The sequence below is a fragment of the Endozoicomonas sp. genome (genome assembly GCF_051008435.1).
Taxonomy (GTDB): Bacteria; Pseudomonadota; Gammaproteobacteria; order Pseudomonadales; family Endozoicomonadaceae; genus Endozoicomonas_A.
In genome coordinates this window covers 1-19,995 of the sequence record NZ_JBPCXO010000392.1, presented here as the reverse complement: position 1 = coordinate 19,995, position 19,995 = coordinate 1, and the positions used below count along the sequence as shown (strand labels likewise).

Below are 19,995 nucleotides of genomic sequence, written 5' to 3'. Positions count from 1 at the left end.
GTCCTGCTTTTAATAATGTCTACATCGGTCCCTGTTGCATTCCACAGCCAGTTAACATCTCCACGTGTGTTATGCCTTGATAGTCTCTGACTCGATAGCTTGCCTTCCTTGACCGACTAACAACCCAGTTCAGAATCGAAATACATTCAATGATGTTATTCTTTTTATAATTCGATCGACTTAAGGATCATACACCCGTCTTTATTGTTTCTATACCCCTAATCTATTGATGCCTCTCATTCTCAAAAATGGGTGTGTTAGAATGCAATATCTACACTCTTAGACTCTTTCCTGGCAGCAACTGAATTAACGTGTCCACTTCCAATACCACTCCAGACAGCCTTGATTATCACAAACTGGCTGAAAACATTCGCCTGTGGGCCAGAGAACTGGGCTTTCAAGCTGCGGGCATTACGGAAGCCAAAGTTCCAGAACGGGATAAAAAGCATTTTCAGGAGTGGCTGGACCAGGGACTTCACGGTGACCTGGAGTATATGGAGCGGCATAAGGAACTCCGATGCCATCCTGAAAAACTCCATGAGGGCGTTATTCGGGTCATCTCGGTCAGAATGGATTACCTTCCGGCAGAAACAGAGACTGTCAAGATACTAAACAAACCGGAGAAAGCTTATATCTCCCGCTACGCTCTGGGACGTGATTACCACAAGCTGATTCGTAAACGATTAACCCAGCTCGGAAAGAAAATAGAAGAAACGGTGGGTGAGCATGGCTACCGGGCTTTTGTTGACAGTGCACCGGTTATGGAAAGACCTCTCGCACAGCAGGCAGGGCTTGGCTGGATGGGTAAACATTCGCTGATTATTAACCGCCAGGCGGGCTCTTTCTTTTTTCTGGGAGAACTCTTTACCAATTTGCCGCTGCCCACAGATGAACCTTATGAAAAGAATCATTGTGGTCGATGCAGCGCCTGTATGGATATCTGTCCTACTGGAGCCATTGTAGAGCCCTACAAAATCGACGCCCGAAAGTGCATTTCCTATCTGACCATTGAAAACAGCGGCCCCATTCCCATTGAGTTGCGCAGTAAAATGGGTAACAGGGTATTTGGCTGTGACGACTGTCAGCTTACCTGTCCCTGGAATCGCTTTGCCAAACATACCCAGGAAAACGACTTTCAGCCACGACATCATCTGGATAACAGCGATCTGGCTGACCTGTTTCTGTGGACTGAAGAAGAGTTTCTGGAACGAACGGCAGGCTCCCCTATTCGACGGGCAGGCTTTGAAAGCTGGTTAAGAAACCTGGCGGTAAGTCTGGGCAACGCCCCAACCACCGAGAAAATAGTAGCGGCTCTTCACCAACGTCAGGATTATCCCTCGGAGCTGGTGAAAGAGCATGTGGACTGGGCTCTTTTGCAGCACAGCCCACAGTCAAAAGATTAAATCTGCAGCCCAGGATAAGCCCAGATACCGGAGCCACGGAGCATATCACGGTAAATAACCAGAGATTCATTGGCTGAAAGGGTCATGGCTTCATCCATGGAATCAAAATCCATGGCCACCAGGTTATCGAAACTGATGTCGACATGTTCACGGTCAGCTACTTCAGCAAAGATGCTTAACGCACGACGCATATGACTGGCTGAAGAAATCAAAGTCACATGTTCAGTCCCTATATCCTTCATGATTTCCGTTGAATAAAGTGCATTACCTACGGTGTCCTTGGCTTTGTCATCCATGTAAACACGGTCAGCTGATACCCCTTTTTCCACCAACCACTGCTTCATCAGGAACGATTCAGTCACACCACCATTGGGCACACCACCACTGACGATAATAGTCGCTTCAGGGTTTCTGGTAGCGGCAGCCAGTGTTTGCTCCAGACGATCAATCAATGGCTGGCGCATTTCACCTTCAGGCGACAGGGCATAACCCAGAGTCACAATCGTGTGATTGTGGTGACGATTGAATGAGGCCTTGGTATTCAGCTCAGTCGCCATAAAAGTATCGGTACGCTCAAAAGCATTCAGGTAATCCGCCGTCTGCTCGGGATAACGGTGGCCAAGGTCAGCCATGATCGTTTCATAGCCGTCCCTGTCTCCGGAGACTTTCTTGTAGGCCGCTGCCAGAATGCCTGCATCAAAATTTTCCGGATCCATTTCCAGAATGTCTTCATAGGTTTGAATGGCGTCTTCGACCTTACTCTGGATGATCTGGGTAGAAGCAATACCGAAGCGAAGATCCAGACGATCAGGGGCCAGTTCGCTGGCCTGTTCGAAAGACGCTTCTACAACGTCGAATTTGCCCTTCAGGGTAATGCCTTTAAAAAACTCCCGTTCTACCTTCTTGAGATCGCCACCGTTCCAGTAGTAATACATTCCGGTTTGAACCAGATCATTGATCTGTTTCTGCTCCTCATAAGAAGGTGCAGTGTTGGCCTGTTCAGTCAGAGAAGTACAACCAACCAATGCAGTAGAGAGAGCCATTCCCAGAACGAGGGGCTTCAGAAGTGAACGCATTCAGTAGAATCCAGAAAAGAGAAAAGGGGGGTGACGCCATAATAAGCAGCGACTGTGTGAACAGAATTGATACAAATCAAAGAATCACAACCTGCTTCGGTTATCCACAAACCAGCACATGAACTACCCTTAGGAGCTATTGAGACGTAGATTCCAAAGGTTTTCCATCATGTCTGTAAAACTCTCGGGTGAATCACTCACCCCCTTTCTTCATATTGTTAAACAGTACGATCATTACATTCAGACGAAAGATGTTCACGGCATCATGTCATTATTCGTCACGGACGATGAACCCCACAGTTTTGGTCTGCATGTAAATCTGAATGAACGGGAAGCCCTGAGAAAGCGATTCACGGAATATTTCGATTCCAGCGAGCCGTTTGAAGCGGATATGGGTGAGCCTACGGTTTACCAGTTTGGTGAAGCAGCCTGCCTTTGTATGATTTTACAAGTCAAAGGATCTGAAGAGACTCGCATCAGGGTCACTGTTTTTCTGGAAAACCATTCCGGGCAGTGGCTGATCCGGCACCAGCATATTTCCCAGTCCCCGGTATAATGGATAGAGCCAGTCAATCGTTATGACTGGCTTTTTTCTACTAATCTGACACTTTTGGCCTGGGCTTCCTGCGCCTTGGTTTTCTAACGACTTCTTTCGTTTCCGCCGTCTGTTTACGTTTTGCCGGAGTAGCCGGTTTATGACCTCTGGAAACGTCCCCGGAACGCTGGCCATCCTGATGCTCAACTCTGGGAGTCTTTGGCTTTTTGGGTTTCTTGCGCTTTGGAGGACGGGTATCCAGTTTCGACTCAGGTAAGGTATTGGCTGGTACAAAGCCAGGGATGATTTCTCTATCAATGACCTGACGGGTTAACTTTTCAATAGCCACCAGCTCTTTGAATTCATCTGCACAAACCAGAGACACGGCCTCGCCAGTAGCCCCAGCCCGGCCTGTTCGACCAATTCTATGAACATAATCTTCTGCTACATTCGGCAAATCAAAGTTAACAACTTGCGGTAACTGATCAATATCCAGACCCCGGGCAGCAATGTCCGTAGCCACCAGAATGCGAATGGCTCCGCTTTTAAATTCAGCCAGCGCTTTTGTCCGTGCATTCTGACTCTTGTTGCCATGAATAGCAGCTGCCTGAATCCCCTTGCCCTCAAGATGACGGGTAAGACGATTGGCACCATGTTTGGTTCGGGTAAACACCAGAACCTGGCTCCAGTCATTTTCCTGAATCAATCGGGTCAGCAAAGCGGCTTTTTTGCTTTTATCAACCGGACAAATCCACTGTTCCACCGTCTTGGCGGTAGCATTTCGGGGCGTTACCGAGATTTCTACTGGAGACTTAACCAGTCCTTTGGCCAGATTACGAATGTCATCCGAAAAGGTCGCAGAAAACAGCAAGTTCTGCCGACTCTTGGGCAATACGGCCAAAATCTTTCGAATATCATGAATAAAGCCCATATCCAGCATGCGATCGGCTTCATCCAGAACCAGCACTTCCAACTGTTTGAACTTCAAAGCATTCTGGTTATAAAGATCCAGCAAACGGCCTGGAGTTGCCACCAGTACATCCACCCCTCTTCTCAGCCTCATCATCTGGGGATTAATCTTTACCCCCCCAAATACCACCGTTGAACGTAGAGGAAGATGACGACTGTAGGTTTCTACACTTTCTGCCACTTGAGCAGCCAGCTCTCGCGTGGGAGTCAGGATTAATGCCCGAACCTGGTTTGGTTGAACACGGGGGCCTTTCGCCAGCTTTTCCAGCAATGGCAAGGTGAAACCAGCCGTTTTCCCGGTGCCGGTCTGTGCGGCGGCCATCACATCCCGACCTTCCAGCACAGCAGGTATTGCTTGCAACTGGATCGGCGAAGGGGTGTCATATCCCTGCTCTGCAACAGCTTGAAGGATGGGAGCTGATAACCCCAGCGAGTCAAAACTCATGAAACATTCTCGGTTGGCGTCATTCAGCAGAACGGAGCTGAAGACATGGAGGGGTGGGCAGCTTACAGTATCTGCCTGGTTGAAGCCATCAGCCAGATGCAGTCTCAGACATAAGACTTAACAAACATACGACTCTGGATCATCGTACCAATAAAGGCTATGGTAGCTGTCTCATAATAAGAAAGAACCCATACTGCATGGTCGAACTTCGCGAAGTTGATAAAGACAATTATCTCGACTGCCTGCGTCTCAGGCTACTTCCTGAACAACAGCATTTTCTAGCTCCAAACGGCGATACCATCGCCCAATCTAAATTTGAACCCCATCACCGGGTCAGAGCCATCTACAACCATGATAAAGTGGTCGGTCTGCTTTCCTATTGCCACGAAGATGAACCAGAAGATCTGGAGCTTTATTGGCTATTCCGCTTTATGATCGATAAGTCATACCAGGGTCAGGGGATTGGCTCCAAAGCCTTGGAACAACTTGTTGAGGAAGTGAAAGTCCTGAATGGCAAACAACTGCGAACCATGCATAAACCCTCAAACCTGGAAGCCGCCAAAGTCTATAAAAAGTTTGGTTTCTCAGAGATCGGAGAACTGGACGACGGTGACACCTTATTGGAACTTAATATTACCTGACCAGGGCGAAAACCTTCATGGATGAAACAGTTGCACTGTCTCAACTCGACCTTAATTTACTTGAGTTTCGCAAGCTCAAGGTCTGTCCTGTGGTCATTCGAAATCAAAGTCATGTTCAAGAGATTCTTGTTTTCCAACATCCTCTGGCTGGCGTACAGCTGGTCAAGGGAATCCTGGAAAAAGAAGAGACACTGAGTCAGGCAGCGTTGAGAGAACTGAGAGAAGAGTCCGGTATTTTGGAGGCCAGCGTTAAAAAGTATCTGGGCTCATGGTCATCAGACTTCCAAGGTCAGCAATGGCACTTTATCCTCTGTGAAGCGGGCAACCTTCCCGTTTCATGGACACACTTTTGTGAAGATGACGGCGGTCACTCCTTCCATTTTTTCTGGTACCCACTGCATGAACCCTCCGACAATGACTGGCATCCTGTTTATGTCTCAGCCTTGAATTACCTTCACGAACATCTCCCATTCTAAATAGAACAATGAAAATAAATATTGTAGGAGCCAGTGGTAGCGGCAAATCGACTCTGGCTAAAAAGCTCTCTGAAAAGCTGTCTATTCCTCATATTGAAATAGACAGTCTATTTTGGGGCCCAGACTGGACACCCGTTGAACAACAGATATTTTTGGATCGGCTCAAAGCTGCTGTGAATCAACCTGCATGGGTTCTGGATGGCAATTATACAAAAACCCATGACATCAGATTCCAACAGGCCGATTGGGTTGTCTGGATCGACTTTTCTCTTACCAGAACACTCTTACAGGCGCTCAAACGAGCTATTTATAGAATTATCTCAGGCAAGGAGATCTGGAAAGATACAGGTAATATAGAGACTCTGGGAAAGCTTTTCAGCAAGGACTCTATCCTTCTGTGGACTTTAAAAACCTACAAGAAGACTCAAGTCCTATACTCGGCTGTGATGAAGGACGAACGTTACTCACATATCCAGTTTGTTCGCCTGCGTAACTCCAGAGAGATGAAACAGTTTCTGGCAAAACTGGGTTGAGGGTCCAAAACGATACTCTGAACCCTCTGCCCCATTAGTTCAGCTTTTTAACGCCCATATTGAACAACGCAAAGGCAAATACATCAGCATACTCTTCGATCATTTTGCTGGTTGGTTTACCTGCGCCATGACCGGCATCGGTTTCAATACGTATCAGGGTTGGATTGCTGCCAGACTGTTTTGACTGAAGCTCAGCGGCATACTTGAAGGAATGAGCAGGCACTACCCGGTCATCGTGATCACCGGTGGTTACCATTGTCGCCGGGTACTCAATACCCTCCCTGACATTATGCAGAGGCGAATACCCATGAAGGTACTCAAATATTTTTGCACTGTCTTCTGAAGTACCATAATCGTAGGCCCAACCTGCTCCAGAAGTGAATTTGTGATAACGCAGCATGTCCAGTACGCCCACTGCTGGCAAAGCTACCTTGAAAAGATCTGGCCTCTGGGTCATACAGGCGCCAACCAGTAGACCACCGTTCGAGCCACCCTGGATGGCCAGATGATCACTGGAGGTGTACTTCTCTTCAACCAAATATTCAGCAGCAGCGATGAAGTCATCAAAAACATTTTGTTTCTGACGTTGGGTTCCTTCCAGGTGCCACTTCTTGCCGTATTCGCCCCCTCCTCGCATGTTAGCAACAACATAAACGCCGCCCAATGATAACCAGGCTGCGATCGCTGAACTGTAATAAGGTGTCAGGCTGACATTAAAACCACCATAACCGTATAAAATGGTGGGGGTATTACCATCGAGCTTAAGATCTTTGTGATGATTGATCGTCATCGGCACCTTTGTGCCGTCTTTAGAGGTATAGAAAACCTGTTTACTGACGTATTGATCACTGTCAAAAGCACACTTGGGTATCTTGTATACCGAAGACTCACCACTGGCAGGATCCAGAGCATACACCCTGCCCGGAGTTTTGAAGTTGGTAAAACTGTAGTAAAGCGTTTTCTGTTTACTTTTACCGGTAAAACCCTCTGCCGAACCCAGATCCGGGAGTGTGATCTCACGGATCTGCTTACCTGCCAAGTCATACTGAAAGACTTTTGAAACGGCATCCACCATGTAATGAGCAAAGATGAAGCCTGCCCCGGAAATGGCATCCAGTGTGTGCTCCGCTTCAGGAATCAGGTCTTCCCAGTTTTCTTCCTGCGGATGATCCAGAGCGACTTTGACCACTCGCTGATTGGGGCTGTTCCTGTTGGTCTGGAGACAGAGAAACTGTTCATCGCTATCAAACAGATAGGTATCCGATTCCAGATGATCAACGATTGTGACCAACGCTGAGTCAATGTCCGACAGATCTTTTAAATAAAGCCGGTTACCAGAAGTAGACTCCTGGGCACTGACCAGCAGATAACGATCATCTTCGGTGACGGTACCGCCCACGTAACGATGTTTTTCTGAGTCAGAGGCACCATAAATGATGCTGTCTTCAGACTGAGAGGTGCCCAGTTCGTGGAAATACAACTTGTGTTGATCGGTCTTGGCAGATAACTCACTGCCTTCTGGCTTGTCATAGGAGGAGTAGAAAAAACCTTCCTCACCCAACCAGCTGGCACCACTGAATTTAACGTCTGTCAGCGGCGTTTCAAGTAACTCGCCTGACTCACAATCAATCACATGAATTGAGGTCCAGTCACTTCCTGCCTCAGACTTCTGGAAAGCCGCCAGCTTGCCAGACGTGGAAAAGTTGATGCCAGCCAGAGATGTGGTTCCGTCTTCACTGAAAGTATTGGGATCCAGAAAGACCTCTGGCTCAGAGCCTTCTTTCTGGCGATAGAGAACAAACTGGTTCTGCAAACCTTCATTTCTGTAGAAGTAGGTGACGCCGCCTTCTACAAAAGGGGTCAGCACTTTCTCAAAGTCCATCAGGTCTCTTAGTGTTGATTGAATCTTGTCACGATACGGAATCTGCTTCAGGTAAGACTGAGTCATTTTGTTTTGGGTTTTAACCCATTCAGCCGTTTCATCACTGAGGTCATCTTCCAGCCAGCGATAGGGATCACTGATTTCAACACCAAAATAATGATCAATCGTGTCGTCTTTTCGGGTCTGTGGATAAGCCAGACTGCTCTCTGACTTTTCAGGGGATACTGTCATGGTATGACCTTTAAGATGTTTTTATTGTTCGCGCTGCGGGTAACAGCTGAATACTTGAAAGAAACCTTATAGAGAGAACCGATTAAAGTCTATTTTGGCGTGGAGTGGACTGGTAATGAATAAGAACAGCCACTCTTTGACAGAGTGGCTGTTCTTATTATTTTTTGCTGATTGCATGCAGAGGTGCTGAGTTAACTCATCAGGACTGAATAAAGTGTTGGCGGTAGAAACGAAGCTCTTCAATGGACTCGCGAATATCTTCCAACGCCAGATGAGTGCCTTTCTTGGTGTATTGACCAAGAATTTCTGGTTTCCATCTTCTTGCCAGTTCTTTCAGCGTACTGACATCTACATTCCGGTAATGGAAGAAGTTGTGTAACTCCGGCATATAACGATTCAGAAAACGACGATCCTGACCAATACTGTTGCCGCACATGGGTGAGGCACCTACGTCAGAATGCTGTCTGAGAAACTCCAGTGTCATCTGCTCAGCTTCTTCCTGATGAATTTTACTCTCGCGGACTCTCTGAGTCAGCCCTGTTTCACCATGCGTCTTAATGCACCATTCATTCATATTCTCAAGGACAGCATCACTTTGATGCACCGCAATCACCGGGCCTTCAGCAATAAAGTTCAGCTGACCATCTGTGACAATCGTCGCAATTTCCAGAATTTGGTCATGTTCAGGATCCAGACCGGTCATTTCCAGGTCGATCCAGACAAGGTTGTCCGCTTTAGCCATCAAGCACCCGATTTCATTAGAGAGATGCGCCAGCCCGGCTGCAGTGAATACGACCCGGAGCTTTAAATTCCTAAGGTACTTTTTACCTAGAAATAGCCCTGAACCCAATCCTTTGACATTTTCACAGAAAAAATATTTGCAAATGAAGAAAGCCATGGCTGACTTATTAAGTTTAACCGATCATAATCTCTCCGTGAAATCTACACTCGTTCCCAACTGACCGCTTTGTGGCTCAATATCAATTAGCTTCTTCTGCCCATCAAGGCAAAAATCATGAAATTTTCAATTATTTCAGCTAGTTGCATTTAAAATATATAGCCATGAGCGAAGAAAAATATTTTGCATATTTCTCTACAGAGCTACAGTGACATAGCAAAATGGCTTTCACAGTTCAGAACCAGCAAGATCAAGGCTATTCCGGGCAATTTGCCATGAACAAGCCAGAATCCTATTCAGCAGATCAGGTAAAACCTTGAGCAAACCATGAGTAAGCGCAAACTAACGCGCAAACAGAAGTGGCGCATAGAGAAAGTCCAACAGGAACGTATTTCCCGGGCCCAGAAACGGGAACAGCTCATTGAGCAGGAATTACAGGACGACAACCTGGGATCTGAACAGCAGGGTCTGATCATTGCCCACTACGGAGCAACCCTGGATATTGAGCCATTAGGCCAGCCGGGGAGTGTTCGTCGATGCCATCTCAGGAGCAATCTCCCCCCTTTGGTGACCGGAGACCGTGTGGTATGGCGTCAGTCCCAGAAAGATGAAACCGGTGTTGTTGTTGCTCTTGAAGACCGGCTCAGCCTTCTGACCCGACCTGACAACCATGGTCGGATCAAGCCGGTTGCAGCCAACATAAACTACATCGTACTGGTCATAGCACCGGTACCCATGCCCCACACCAACCTGATTGACCGCTACCTGGTAGCTGCTGAAACAGTGGGTATCGAGCCGGTTCTTTTGCTGAACAAAATTGACTTGCTCGATGAAGAGGGTATGGAACTACTGGATGACCTTCTGTCGGTTTATGAAGACATTGGTTATCAGGTACTTAGGGCCTCTACCCGCTCTGAAGATGGACTGGCACCTCTCAAGGCTTTGCTTGATGAGCATGTCAGTGTCTTTGTAGGGCAAAGTGGTGTGGGTAAATCTTCTCTGGTTAATTCCCTGCTGCCCGGTGTAGACACTCGTGTAGGCGATCTTTCCGAATCCACCGGCAAAGGGATGCACACCACGACGGCTGCAAAACTATTCCACTTTCCCGCAGGTGGCATGTTGATAGACTCACCTGGCATTCGAGAGTTCGGTCTCTGGCATATTGATGCCCAGTCGGTTCTTGAAGGTTTCAGGGAATTCAGGCCCTATCTGGGTTATTGCCGGTTCCGGGACTGTAAACATGAGAAAGAGCCCGGCTGTGCATTGAAACAGGCTCTGGAAGAGGGAGAAATTCTGGAAGAAAGAATGTTTAGTTACAAACAGATTCTGGACTCGCTGGACGCCTGACTGGTCTATTCTCATCTTCGCAGACTGACCCATGGGAAAGCTATGAAGATGAGAATATTTACCGGTGGCATCATTACAGAAACCAATACTTTTTCTCCTGTACCTACCAGATATGAAGATTTCATCTCCTCTCGGTCCGCATCACACTCGCAGGATCTTCCCAATGAATGCCTGATAGAAAGCCATCTGCAAAAAATCGCCGATGAGCAGCAATGGCAACTCATTCCCTCTTTTATCGCGGTGGCAGAGCCCGGTGGCATCACAACCCGAAGCGCTTACGAACAGTTGCGAGAAGAATTACTGAAAAGTCTTCAACAGTCTTTGCCAGTCGACATGGTGATACTGCCACTCCATGGTGCAATGGTTGCCGAAGGTTACGATGACTGTGAAGGAGACATTGTCCGCCGGGTAAGGAACATTGTCGGACCTGACATCACTATTGGAGTCGAACTGGATCCCCACTGCCACCTGACCCGAACACTGGTTGAACAGTCTGACCTGATCACCATCTACCGTGAGTATCCTCACACCGACATTCTGGAACGAGCTGGGGATTTGTTGCTGATGTGTGCCGATACGGTTTTAAGCAAAACCAAACCGGTTATGGCTCTGTATGACTGCCGAATCATTAATCTCTACCCCACCACTAATGAACCCATGAAAAGTCTGGTAGAACATTTCAAAACGGTCAGTGAACAACCCGGAATAATCACTGCAGAAATGGCTCACTGCTTTCCTTATGGTGATGTGGCCGACTGCGGTACCCGTATTCTGGTGATTGCAGATGATGACAAGGAGCTGGCTATAGAAACAGCAAGACAGCTGGCAGAAAAAGTATTCAACTTGCGCCATGAACTGCTGATTCAGCCTTTGACGATGGAGACTGCATTCTCCAGGGCGAGAACAGAGCCAAAAAATGGCAGCCCCATTGTTCTTGCTGATTTGTCTGACAATGCCGGGGGAGGGGCTCCCAGCGACTCAACTTTTGCGCTGAGTATATGCTGGAGCAGCAGATTGCTCATGCTGCATTAGGCATGATTTATGACCCACAAGTGGTGTCTATTGCCATGAAGGCGGGGAAAGGCAGCTCCCTGAAAGTCAGACTGGGCGGCAAGACCAGCCGTGATTCCGGTCACCCTCTGGACCTTGATGTCGAAGTCATTGAGTGCATTCCCACCATGATGCAGCGCTTTCCACAGTCCGGCGATACGGCTATCCCTGTTCCCTGCGGGGACAGTGTCTGCCTGAAATGTCAGGGGGTTTTTATTATTGTGAACAGTATCAGGACCCAGGTGTTTCATCCTGAAGTGTTTACCCGCTTTGGGCTGTCAATGGCACAACTGGAGATCGTGGTTGTGAAATCCATTTTTCACTTTCATGCTGGTTTTGCACCGGTTGCATCCTCCATTTATTTAATGAGCCCTCCTGGTGCCTTAAACATGAACTTCACCGAGATCCCTTACACCAAGCCTGATATGAACAAGTTTCCCTGGCAGGATACCCCGACTCTCCCCTACCCATCCCCTCTTTGATGGCATATGCTTTCATCCCATCTCATGAGCCATGAACGAACACAATAAATGAATCCGATTGAAGATCTTCCGCTGATCCTTGAAGCTGAACAACTGGTGCCTCTTCTGGGGCATGAAGACCTGCTGATAGTCGACCTTTGCAACCCACGACTGTACAACCAATCTCATGTTCCCGGTGCTATTCACGTTGCTCCTCAAAGCATGGTTTCAGGTGTTCAGCCTGCCGCAGGCAAGCTTCCACCCATTGAGCAACTGGAACAAATGCTCGCCAATATTGGCTACAGCGAAGATAAACATATTGTTGTTTATGACGACGAAGGCGGTGGCTGGGCAGGCCGCTTTATCTGGACTCTGGATGTGATTGGTCATAAGAAGTGCAGTTATCTGAATGGTGGCGCACACGTCTGGCTCAAAGAAAATCACCCCACCGAAAGCACGATTAATCGCCCCGAACCTACTCAGATCAATATCCAGATTGATGACTCTGTTCTTGCCAGCAAAGACTTCATCATTAACTCACTGGAAGATCCAGACACGGTGATCTGGGATGCCCGGTCGGCTGGTGAATACCGGGGCGAAAAAGTTTTCTCGCAAAGGGCGGGTCACATTCCTGGTGCCGTGAACCTTGAATGGACTCTGGCCATGGATCATGAACGCAATCTAAGAATTCGCAGCGACATAGCTGACATCCTTGAGCAACTGGGCATCACCCGGGATAAGAACGTGATTACTCACTGTCAGAGTCATCACCGTTCTGGTTTCACCTATCTGGTGGGTAAGTCTCTGGGATTCTCTATTAGAGCTTACGATGGTTCCTGGTCAGAGTGGGGAAACCTGCCAGATACGCCTATTGAAGTCTGAAACGATTTATCTCAGACAACGCCATGAAGCAGACTGCAGATCATGGCGTTGTCTGACAGACCATAGGAAGGGATTCTATGGCGATATTAACCGGCTTGCCTTTAGCTTCGAGCAGCATGGCAAATGAAACATTTTTAAATTGTTTATTCACGATCTGACAGGTGGATCTTGGTCGAATTAACACTACGGTCAGCCTGTCATCTCGATCAATAATCTCTTTGACACTGACATAGGCGCCACCCGTAGTGGTAGTGAAACTTATATTGGCTGCCACCAGTGTGTAGCCCTGGTCAAGATAGGACTGTATTTCGTTTGGTACAGAATGACCGGGAAACTGTTCAAACCAATGAATCAGACTCTCAACCACCCAAAGCTGTCTCTTTTTACCCCACACTCTTTGCCGATCGGCTTCTGCTCTCTTCAAGATATTCACAGCGGTCTGAGGTTCAATGATTCGATAGCTCACATCAGAAGCTAATGCCGGTCCAAACTGGAACAATAAAAAAGAAATAACGAAAGCAGTTATGGATTTCATGACACTCCCCTTGTAGACCCTGAAAATGACTGCACCGCTTAATAAAACGATAGTACAATCCGTCTTTCTCAGAGCTTACTTGTGAGATTCTGTCTGCATCATTACAATCCAACATCACTCAAAAACAGGATGAGTCCTGACTGTGAAAGAACGATTATTCGCTTTTATACAATATTGCCTGCCACACCATCTTATTTCACGGGCGGTATACTGCTTTGTCGAGAGCGCCTGCCCCAGATTCAAGAATGCACTGATCCGTCGCATCATCAAACAGTATGATGTTGATATGAGCGAGGCTGAACGCGAGAATCCTGAAGACTACCTGCATTTCAATGACTTTTTCACTCGCTCTCTGAAAGAAGGCATGCGCCCTCTGCCAGAAGATGAGAGCCTGATTGTCAGCCCCGCAGATGGCGAAGTCAGCCAGCTGGGTCACATAGAGGACGGCAGGGTCTTCCAAGCCAAGGGACACGACTACAGCCTGATTGAACTGTTGGGTGGAGACGGAGACCTTGGTCAGGAATTCATGGGCGGGAAGTTTGCTACGATCTATCTTTCTCCCCGTGACTACCACCGGGTTCACATCCCTTTTGGTGGCACCCTGCGCAAAATGATTCACGTACCGGGTCGTTTGTTTTCTGTTAATCAGGGCACTGTCGAAAACATTCCCAACCTGTTTGCCCGTAACGAACGGGTAGTGGCCATTTATGACACTGAACGTGGTCCCATGGCGGTCATCATGGTAGGAGCCATGATTGTTGCCAGTATTGAAACCGTTTGGTCAGGACTGGTTACCCCCATCAGAAAGAAAGTTCGTACTTTCGAATATGGAGAAGGTTCTGCTGAGCATGTCTCCCTGAACCGGGGTGACGAAATGGGCCGATTCAAGATGGGTTCCACAGCAATAGTACTGTTTGGTAAAGACCAGATTGACTGGCTTGAGCAATACGAAGCCGGGTCTAAAATCAAGATGGGGCAGGCACTGGCCTCACCTGCAAAGTAAGTCACCTGGAGCCTGTACAGGCTCCTTAGCTCCTTATGCAGGTAGTTTACAACTGCCTGCTATTTCTTTTCTAAGGAGCCCTTCATGCAGTCCCTTCGTATTTTCCCCCTGATACTGGTTCTTTTGATCTCTGGTTGCTCCAGCATTCAGGGTAAGTCCAAGAACGACAAGCAAGCCTATATCAACTCAATGCGGACAGAAACGCTGGCCATGCTGTTCAGGGCAAAACCCAGCACTGAAGCACAATTAGAAAACTCTGCCGGCTATGCTGTTTTCAGTAACATTAACAGTAATATCATTTTTCTCAGTGCGGGCAGCGGTTATGGCGTCGTCAGAGACAACGACGATGACTCTGATACCTATATGAGAATGGCCAGTGCGGGTATTGGACCAGGCTTGGGAATCAAGGATTTCAGGGCAGTGATTATTTTTGAAAACCATGACTCGCTGAAAAAGTTTATCAAGGATGGCTGGGACTTTACCGGACAGGCCGATGCCGCCGCCAAATCAGGCGACAAGGGTGGTGAATTAATCGGAGGGGTGGCCAACGCGAATCTGGGGATTACTGTCTACCAGCTGACAGAGAGTGGCCTTGTTGCCCAGGCTACCTTGCAGGGAACCAAATACTGGGTCGATGAAGGACTCAATTAAGGATACACTGCGAGTTTTGACCGGCCCGGACTTGCAATGACTATTAAACTTGGCGTCGTGATGGATCCTATCGAGTCCATCGAATACAAAAAGGACAGTACTCTGGCGATGCTGGTCGCAGCCCAGAAAAAAGGCTGGGAGCTGTTCTATATGCAGCAAGAAGACCTGTATCAGTCAGAGGGTGTCGCCTATGGCAGCATGCGTCCCTTGCAGGCTCGCTACAACCCGGAAGACTTTTACTCTCTGGGTGAAAGGCAGGAAGAGCCGCTCAGTTCATTGAATGTCATTTTGATGCGCAAAGACCCTCCTTTCGATATGGAGTTTATTTACAGCACCTACCTGCTTGAACAGGCTGAAACCTCGGGCACTCTGGTCGTAAACAAACCTCAGAGCATTCGTGACTGCAACGAAAAAATGTTTGCCACTCTGTTCCCTCAGTGCACACCGCCAGTCATGGTAGCTCGCAGCGCTCGGCACCTGAAAGCCTTTGCAGAAAAGCATGGTGATGTTGTGCTCAAGCCCCTCGACGGTATGGGTGGCTCATCTATTTTCAGAACCCACCCGGATGACCAGAATTTCAGTGTCATCCTTGAAACGCTGACCCAGCATGGTCAGCAACAAGCCATGATTCAAAAGTATATTCCCCAGATCAAGGCCGGAGACAAACGCATTCTGCTGATCGATGGTGAACCCGTACCTTATGCACTGGCTCGTATTCCCGCAGAAGGTGAATTACGTGGAAACCTGGCAGCAGGCGGCAGCGGTGTAGGCCAGGAACTGACCGAAAAGGACTACTGGATCGCCGAACAGGTGGCGCCTGTTTTGAAAGAGAAAGGCCTGCTGTTTGTAGGACTGGATGTCATTGGCGACTACCTTACCGAGATCAATGTCACCTCTCCCACCTGTATACGACAGCTGGATGACCAGTTTGGTATCAGCATTGGCGACATGCTGATGGACAAAATAGAAGAAAAGCTGTCTGTTTGATGATCAGCGATAACGACTCCTCCCTTCAGCCATGTTGAGAGGAGTTGTTATGATACTGCACAATCCTTTTTTAACACTGGAAATAAGTTCCCAAATCCTGCAAGCAGTGCTTGCGTGCCCTATGTTCATTGATGACAATGCGAGTGAGGCTGGCCAGGAATAGGTAGCTGGTTCTAAAGCTCAGAAAGAACGGCCCTCTTTTTCACTTAATGTGTTTAAATAGGTCAACTATTCGCTCACAAGCAGTGAATAAGATGACTCGTTCTATAGAGTTTTATGCTAAAGCACAATTCCTGGCCAGCCTCCAGGGAGATCAACAATAAGATCCAGGATGCAGTATTCAAGAGGCCCGCTCCGTCAATGACGACCGTTTCTTCCGCCGACCGTTTAGGCTTTACCCTGTTCATGGCAGCCGCAATTCATGCCGTGATTGTGCTCGGTCTGTCTTTTGGACTTGAAGACAAGGCCCCACCCCCCAAAACACTCGAAGTGACCCTTGCGACCTACAAAAGTCAGCAAAAGCCTGAAGACGCAGACTTTCTTGCCCAGCTGAACCAGCAGGGCAGTGGCACGCTTGAGAAGAAAGCCACACCGACTACCGATCGTAAGGCCGACATCCAGGACAACAAAATCAGTGAGGTTGAACTTAAGCCTCAGGAAGCAGCCGCTCCCAAAACCCAGGCCAAGAAAACCCCTCAGGTTGTCACAAGAGCTGAAAGTAAGAAAAAAGTTCAGGACAGTGAAGAGATCAGTCAGCCCACTCCTGAGCAGCCCAAAGAAGCTGAACCACGCAAACATATAGATCTTCGTCAGGAGATTGCGAGCCTCGAAGCTCAGCTCAGTGATCAGCGCCAGGAGTATGCCAAACGTCCACGGGTCAAACGACTGACTGCCGCATCAACCATGCTTGAACCCGGTGCAGCTTATAAGAATGCCTGGCGGCAGAAAGTAGAGCGTATCGGTAACCTGAATTATCCTGCTCAAGCTCGCCAGCAGAAATTGTATGGCGAACTTCGCCTGATGGTGGCCATTAACCGTGACGGTACCCTGTCCAATGTTGAGATCTTGAAATCTTCCGGTTACAACGTTCTGGATGATGCTGCCATCAGAATCGTCAGGCTCGCTGCTCCCTATGCACCTTTCACCGACGATTTGAGGGATTATGACATGGTGGAAATCATTCGCACCTGGCGCTTTGAAAAAGGGGACAGACTCTTCAGTCAGTAATCCTATCACTGCCTGCAGGAATTCATCCCTTTATTTGCTATCGGGGCATTTTGCCCCGATACTCCCCCTATGAGCAGTGAAACCTTCCAAAGTCTCAAGAACCATTTCCTGATCGCTATGCCCCGCATGGCCGATCCCTCTTTTGCTGGCACTCTGACACTGGTTTGTGAACACAGCCCCGGCGGTGCATTAGGCATTATTGTTAATCGCCCAACCGAGCTGACTCTCGGTGAAATTTTCAACCAGGTGGGTATCAAGGAAGCGGACGAATGTTTTCTCAGCCCCGACGCTGTTTATGCCGGGGGACCTGTAGCTGTTGAACGGGGCTTTGTGCTTCACTCCGGCAAGGATCACTGGGAATCCAGTCTGGCAATCGGCCAGGGGTTACAGTTAACCACTTCAAGGGATATCCTGCTCGCCATGGCCCGAGACGAAGGCCCTGATGACTCACTGGTTGCCCTGGGTTATGCTGGCTGGGGCAGTGGCCAGCTTGAGAAAGAGTTAACAGATAACGCCTGGCTCACCTGCACAGCCAATCAACAAATTATTTTCGAGACACCTTTCCAGCGACGTCTGGACGCTGCCGCTGAGTCATTGGGTGTCGATCTGAGACTGCTCTCTGACCAGGTGGGTCACGCATAATTCTACAGATACCTATAGCGAAAAAGTGTCTCTATCCGCATTAAAGAAAGTATGACTGAAAAGAAACTGAATACATTGATGGGCTTCGACTTTGGCACACGTAATATTGGTGTGGCCATCGGTCAGGCTGTCACCCGAACAGCAACAGCCCTTCCTTCCATCAAAGCACGGGACGGTATCCCTAACTGGGATGATGTCACTGCCCTGCTTGAGGAATGGAAACCGGATGCGGTGGTTGTGGGTATTCCACTGAACATGGATGGCACTGAGTCTCAGATGTCCATGCGGGCCAGAAAATTCGGCAAACGACTCCATGGTCGATACAACCTGCCTTTCTATGAAGCTGATGAGCGTCTAAGCTCTTTTGAAGCCAAAGACTGGGCAAATAAACTGGGACATAGTGGGCACTATGGCTCTAATCCGGTCGATGGTATGGCAGCACAAATCATACTGGAAGGCTGGATGAACGATGAGAATAACCCGATGCCCTAGCTCCTCTCTGTCTATGAGAAACCCTCTTTTATGGCTGTTTATTCTGTTTCTGGGGATTCTTCCGGAATCTCAGGCTAAAGAGAGGGACATTATTCACCCTCTCTGCTTTGAGCCTTTCGCCAGTCTGGAAAAAGCCACTCAGTCATCAGGGCAGAAAACCATTAACCTCGACAGTTGTCTGAACAAATACATCAAGTACCCTTTCAAAGAACCCGCACCCTGGCAGGCTGTTTTTGAGAAGAACGACCAACCCAAAGACAACAGTGAAACGGGTTTACCCACCTACTCCAGCTATAAACTGATTGGACAGATGGAAAATCAGCAGGTTCTGATGAGTTACTCAGCCAACTACGGTGGCAGTGGCATATTTAGCCAGGCTTTTCTGGTTGAAGGTATCTCACTGGAAAAGCAGGTTCCCAATACCAATACATTAACCCAGACGTTGTTTGTTGAGGGGGGTGATCGCTGCTTTGGCAGTATCGAACAGCTGTCGATTATTTCTCCACAGAAGTTCGAAATACGCCGAAAAATAACACCCAGCGCTCTCGTGGGTTATGGGATGAACGCTAACTATGCACAAAAAGTGACCAAGGGGCTGTCTGATTGCGCTTTATGCTGTGTAGGCAGTTTCGTAGAGCAGGTAGATACGAAGGGCAACAGAGAACTGGTGAATGTTACTCTACTGCCAAGAGAAATGCGTGAAACGGATACCGAGCAGGAGCGCTGCCTGAACCGCCTCACGAAAGCAGACACCCATACCGACATCTTCACCAAAGAGAGCCTGAAAACCCTTCAGCAGGATTATATTGACCAGTGTCTTTAAATTTTCGAACTGTCTGATCTTAAGCTATCTCTTGCTCTGGTGCATCAGATCATGATTGACGGTGAGGATTGACTGGATGAAAAAAGACATTTAGGACTTACGCATTGATGCCCCCCTGAATTCAAGTCATGGGTTATGCGCTTATGACTTGAATTCAGGCTTATTCAAATAGACCAAGCTAACCAAAATGATCAGGAGAAGATAGAAAAACTTCAGGATGTCTATTCGGAGTTTAATTATCCTAAAGAAATGTCATCTTGCAGTATTTATGCACAAGACGTTGTTGCCCCATTGATTGCTATGAACATGGTCATCCAGAAACTTAAAAGCCGCCTGCTAGAAAATCCAATTTGAGTAATAAACGTAATCAGAGAGGGCTGTCAGTCAGGTTCATGGAGAAGACTGAGCTTTGCGAGCTTCTGGTTTTCTGACTATATTGCACTGTCTCTGATGAACTTGATTTTTTGGGTGTTGAGCAGTATGAAAGAAGGCAGAACCACTTGCTACTGGGTCGTCTATAACTTCTCACTGTCTTTTACGTTGCTACTGATACTTTTTCTGTTTCATACGTCCCTCTTTGCCAGTCAACCGCACTCGCCTGTTCAATCGGGCTACCTTCACCACCTTCCGGAAAAAACCTGCTCTGAAGTCTCTGAAAGCCAGGATACCTGGCGGCACCTACAAAGAAATACTGTTTTTTTGTCTGATGATGACCATGACTATAACTATGACGAAGATGAACTGGACAACAAAGGTCTGTGTTTTGGCTTGGTCTGTGCCTATTTACAAGCCACTCTCAATGAGCC

General features: G+C 48.0%; 22 protein-coding genes. 17 read left to right on the top strand and 5 right to left on the bottom strand.

Going from position 1 to position 19,995, the window contains the following annotated elements:
- Positions 1–305 precede the first annotated feature (305 nt).
- Complete coding sequence (gene queG, locus ACR2PX_RS20055; RefSeq protein ID WP_434001144.1) at positions 306–1,403, top strand: tRNA epoxyqueuosine(34) reductase QueG; 1,098 nt, start codon at positions 306–308, stop codon at positions 1,401–1,403.
- Here the strand turns inward: queG and ACR2PX_RS20050 are convergent.
- On the bottom strand, positions 1,400–2,479 hold the full coding sequence (locus ACR2PX_RS20050) for an ElyC/SanA/YdcF family protein (protein ID WP_434001134.1): 1,080 nt from the start codon (positions 2,477–2,479) through the stop codon (positions 1,400–1,402). The genes queG and ACR2PX_RS20050 overlap by 4 nt on opposite strands.
- 169 nt (positions 2,480–2,648) lie before the next feature.
- On the opposite strand from ACR2PX_RS20050, the gene ACR2PX_RS20045 reads away from it, so the two are divergent.
- The gene (locus tag ACR2PX_RS20045; protein ID WP_434001133.1) at positions 2,649–3,035 is read left to right on the top strand and encodes a YybH family protein; all 387 of its coding nucleotides are present in this window, start codon (positions 2,649–2,651) and stop codon (positions 3,033–3,035) included.
- A gap of 40 nt (positions 3,036–3,075) precedes the next feature.
- Here ACR2PX_RS20045 and ACR2PX_RS20040 read toward each other — a convergent pair whose 3' ends face one another.
- Positions 3,076–4,428, bottom strand: coding sequence for a DEAD/DEAH box helicase (locus ACR2PX_RS20040; protein WP_434001132.1), 1,353 nt, complete (start codon positions 4,426–4,428; stop codon positions 3,076–3,078).
- Between the two features lie 197 nt (positions 4,429–4,625).
- Between ACR2PX_RS20040 and ACR2PX_RS20035 the strand changes: the two genes are divergently transcribed.
- The 3 genes from ACR2PX_RS20035 to ACR2PX_RS20025 are packed head-to-tail and all read left to right on the top strand — an operon-like array spanning position 4,626 to position 6,078.
- Entirely contained in the window at positions 4,626–5,069 is a 444-nt protein-coding gene (locus ACR2PX_RS20035) for a GNAT family N-acetyltransferase (RefSeq protein ID WP_434001131.1), read from the top strand.
- Positions 5,070–5,086: 17 nt separating this feature from the next.
- Positions 5,087–5,545, top strand: a complete 459-nt coding sequence (locus ACR2PX_RS20030) for an NUDIX hydrolase (protein ID WP_434001130.1) — start codon at positions 5,087–5,089, stop codon at positions 5,543–5,545.
- A gap of 8 nt (positions 5,546–5,553) precedes the next feature.
- A complete protein-coding gene (locus ACR2PX_RS20025) occupies positions 5,554–6,078 on the top strand; it encodes an adenylate kinase (protein ID WP_434001129.1) in 525 nt (174 codons plus the stop codon).
- Between the two features lie 34 nt (positions 6,079–6,112).
- On the opposite strand, the gene ACR2PX_RS20020 is transcribed toward ACR2PX_RS20025, so the two are convergent.
- Together ACR2PX_RS20020 and orn are read right to left on the bottom strand one after the other, a co-directional pair.
- Positions 6,113–8,191 (bottom strand): prolyl oligopeptidase family serine peptidase, encoded by a 2,079-nt coding sequence (locus ACR2PX_RS20020; protein ID WP_434001128.1) that lies wholly within the window; start codon positions 8,189–8,191, stop codon positions 6,113–6,115.
- A 199-nt stretch (positions 8,192–8,390) separates the two neighbouring features.
- Entirely contained in the window at positions 8,391–8,933 is a 543-nt protein-coding gene (orn, locus tag ACR2PX_RS20015; RefSeq protein ID WP_434001127.1) for an oligoribonuclease, read from the bottom strand.
- A gap of 483 nt (positions 8,934–9,416) precedes the next feature.
- Here orn and rsgA point away from each other — a divergent pair, with 483 nt between their 5' ends.
- Genes rsgA through ACR2PX_RS19995 form a run of 4 tightly spaced genes read left to right on the top strand, consistent with a single transcriptional unit; the run spans position 9,417 to position 12,829 of the window.
- The gene (gene rsgA, locus ACR2PX_RS20010; RefSeq protein ID WP_434001126.1) at positions 9,417–10,436 is read left to right on the top strand and encodes a small ribosomal subunit biogenesis GTPase RsgA; all 1,020 of its coding nucleotides are present in this window, start codon (positions 9,417–9,419) and stop codon (positions 10,434–10,436) included.
- Between the two features lie 48 nt (positions 10,437–10,484).
- Entirely contained in the window at positions 10,485–11,468 is a 984-nt protein-coding gene (locus ACR2PX_RS20005) for a M81 family metallopeptidase (protein ID WP_434001125.1), read from the top strand.
- A complete protein-coding gene (locus tag ACR2PX_RS20000; RefSeq protein ID WP_434001124.1) occupies positions 11,435–11,968 on the top strand; it encodes an MlrC C-terminal domain-containing protein in 534 nt (177 codons plus the stop codon). Before ACR2PX_RS20005 ends, ACR2PX_RS20000 begins: the two co-directional genes overlap by 34 nt.
- 48 nt (positions 11,969–12,016) lie before the next feature.
- Positions 12,017–12,829, top strand: coding sequence for a sulfurtransferase (locus tag ACR2PX_RS19995; protein ID WP_434001123.1), 813 nt, complete (start codon positions 12,017–12,019; stop codon positions 12,827–12,829).
- A 40-nt stretch (positions 12,830–12,869) separates the two neighbouring features.
- Here ACR2PX_RS19995 and ACR2PX_RS19990 read toward each other — a convergent pair whose 3' ends face one another.
- Complete coding sequence (locus ACR2PX_RS19990) at positions 12,870–13,364, bottom strand: hypothetical protein (RefSeq protein WP_434001122.1); 495 nt, start codon at positions 13,362–13,364, stop codon at positions 12,870–12,872.
- A 142-nt stretch (positions 13,365–13,506) separates the two neighbouring features.
- On the opposite strand from ACR2PX_RS19990, the gene asd reads away from it, so the two are divergent.
- The 8 genes from asd to ACR2PX_RS19950 all read left to right on the top strand — a co-directional run.
- Positions 13,507–14,367: an archaetidylserine decarboxylase gene (gene asd, locus ACR2PX_RS19985; RefSeq protein ID WP_434001121.1), complete on the top strand. Its 861-nt coding sequence runs from the start codon at positions 13,507–13,509 to the stop codon at positions 14,365–14,367.
- Positions 14,368–14,451: 84 nt separating this feature from the next.
- Positions 14,452–15,018 carry a hypothetical protein gene (locus ACR2PX_RS19980; protein WP_434001120.1) on the top strand — a complete coding sequence of 189 codons (567 nt, stop codon included), beginning with the start codon at positions 14,452–14,454 and terminating at the stop codon, positions 15,016–15,018.
- 36 nt (positions 15,019–15,054) lie between these two features.
- On the top strand, positions 15,055–16,005 hold the full coding sequence (gene gshB, locus ACR2PX_RS19975; protein ID WP_434001119.1) for a glutathione synthase: 951 nt from the start codon (positions 15,055–15,057) through the stop codon (positions 16,003–16,005).
- A gap of 276 nt (positions 16,006–16,281) precedes the next feature.
- Positions 16,282–17,232, top strand: a complete 951-nt coding sequence (locus ACR2PX_RS19970) for a TonB family protein (RefSeq protein ID WP_434001118.1) — start codon at positions 16,282–16,284, stop codon at positions 17,230–17,232.
- 69 nt (positions 17,233–17,301) lie between these two features.
- A complete protein-coding gene (locus tag ACR2PX_RS19965; protein WP_434001117.1) occupies positions 17,302–17,874 on the top strand; it encodes a YqgE/AlgH family protein in 573 nt (190 codons plus the stop codon).
- A gap of 51 nt (positions 17,875–17,925) precedes the next feature.
- Positions 17,926–18,366 carry a Holliday junction resolvase RuvX gene (gene ruvX, locus ACR2PX_RS19960; protein ID WP_434001116.1) on the top strand — a complete coding sequence of 147 codons (441 nt, stop codon included), beginning with the start codon at positions 17,926–17,928 and terminating at the stop codon, positions 18,364–18,366.
- Positions 18,344–19,189, top strand: coding sequence for a hypothetical protein (locus ACR2PX_RS19955; RefSeq protein WP_434001115.1), 846 nt, complete (start codon positions 18,344–18,346; stop codon positions 19,187–19,189). The genes ruvX and ACR2PX_RS19955 overlap by 23 nt, the downstream gene beginning before the upstream one ends.
- A 480-nt stretch (positions 19,190–19,669) precedes the next feature.
- The coding region (locus ACR2PX_RS19950) for a hypothetical protein (protein WP_434001114.1) at positions 19,670–19,995 on the top strand (326 nt) is incomplete at its 3' end.

Coding starts and splice junctions, on each gene's coding strand:
- ACR2PX_RS20005 (WP_434001125.1), top strand. CDS start 10,485: ATGAGAATATTTACCGGTGGCATCATTACAGAAACCAATACTTTTTCT.
- rsgA (WP_434001126.1), top strand. CDS start 9,417: ATGAGTAAGCGCAAACTAACGCGCAAACAGAAGTGGCGCATAGAGAAA.
- ACR2PX_RS20050 (WP_434001134.1), bottom strand. CDS start 2,479: ATGCGTTCACTTCTGAAGCCCCTCGTTCTGGGAATGGCTCTCTCTACT.
- ACR2PX_RS19980 (WP_434001120.1), top strand. CDS start 14,452: ATGCAGTCCCTTCGTATTTTCCCCCTGATACTGGTTCTTTTGATCTCT.
- ruvX (WP_434001116.1), top strand. CDS start 17,926: ATGACTGAAAAGAAACTGAATACATTGATGGGCTTCGACTTTGGCACA.
- ACR2PX_RS19965 (WP_434001117.1), top strand. CDS start 17,302: ATGAGCAGTGAAACCTTCCAAAGTCTCAAGAACCATTTCCTGATCGCT.
- ACR2PX_RS19955 (WP_434001115.1), top strand. CDS start 18,344: ATGAGAATAACCCGATGCCCTAGCTCCTCTCTGTCTATGAGAAACCCT.
- ACR2PX_RS20000 (WP_434001124.1), top strand. CDS start 11,435: ATGCTGGAGCAGCAGATTGCTCATGCTGCATTAGGCATGATTTATGAC.
- ACR2PX_RS20030 (WP_434001130.1), top strand. CDS start 5,087: ATGGATGAAACAGTTGCACTGTCTCAACTCGACCTTAATTTACTTGAG.
- gshB (WP_434001119.1), top strand. CDS start 15,055: ATGACTATTAAACTTGGCGTCGTGATGGATCCTATCGAGTCCATCGAA.
- ACR2PX_RS19990 (WP_434001122.1), bottom strand. CDS start 13,364: ATGAAATCCATAACTGCTTTCGTTATTTCTTTTTTATTGTTCCAGTTT.
- ACR2PX_RS20040 (WP_434001132.1), bottom strand. CDS start 4,428: ATGAGTTTTGACTCGCTGGGGTTATCAGCTCCCATCCTTCAAGCTGTT.
- ACR2PX_RS20035 (WP_434001131.1), top strand. CDS start 4,626: ATGGTCGAACTTCGCGAAGTTGATAAAGACAATTATCTCGACTGCCTG.
- ACR2PX_RS20025 (WP_434001129.1), top strand. CDS start 5,554: ATGAAAATAAATATTGTAGGAGCCAGTGGTAGCGGCAAATCGACTCTG.
- ACR2PX_RS20045 (WP_434001133.1), top strand. CDS start 2,649: ATGTCTGTAAAACTCTCGGGTGAATCACTCACCCCCTTTCTTCATATT.
- ACR2PX_RS19970 (WP_434001118.1), top strand. CDS start 16,282: ATGCTAAAGCACAATTCCTGGCCAGCCTCCAGGGAGATCAACAATAAG.
- orn (WP_434001127.1), bottom strand. CDS start 8,933: ATGGCTAAAGCGGACAACCTTGTCTGGATCGACCTGGAAATGACCGGT.
- ACR2PX_RS19995 (WP_434001123.1), top strand. CDS start 12,017: ATGAATCCGATTGAAGATCTTCCGCTGATCCTTGAAGCTGAACAACTG.
- ACR2PX_RS20020 (WP_434001128.1), bottom strand. CDS start 8,191: ATGACAGTATCCCCTGAAAAGTCAGAGAGCAGTCTGGCTTATCCACAG.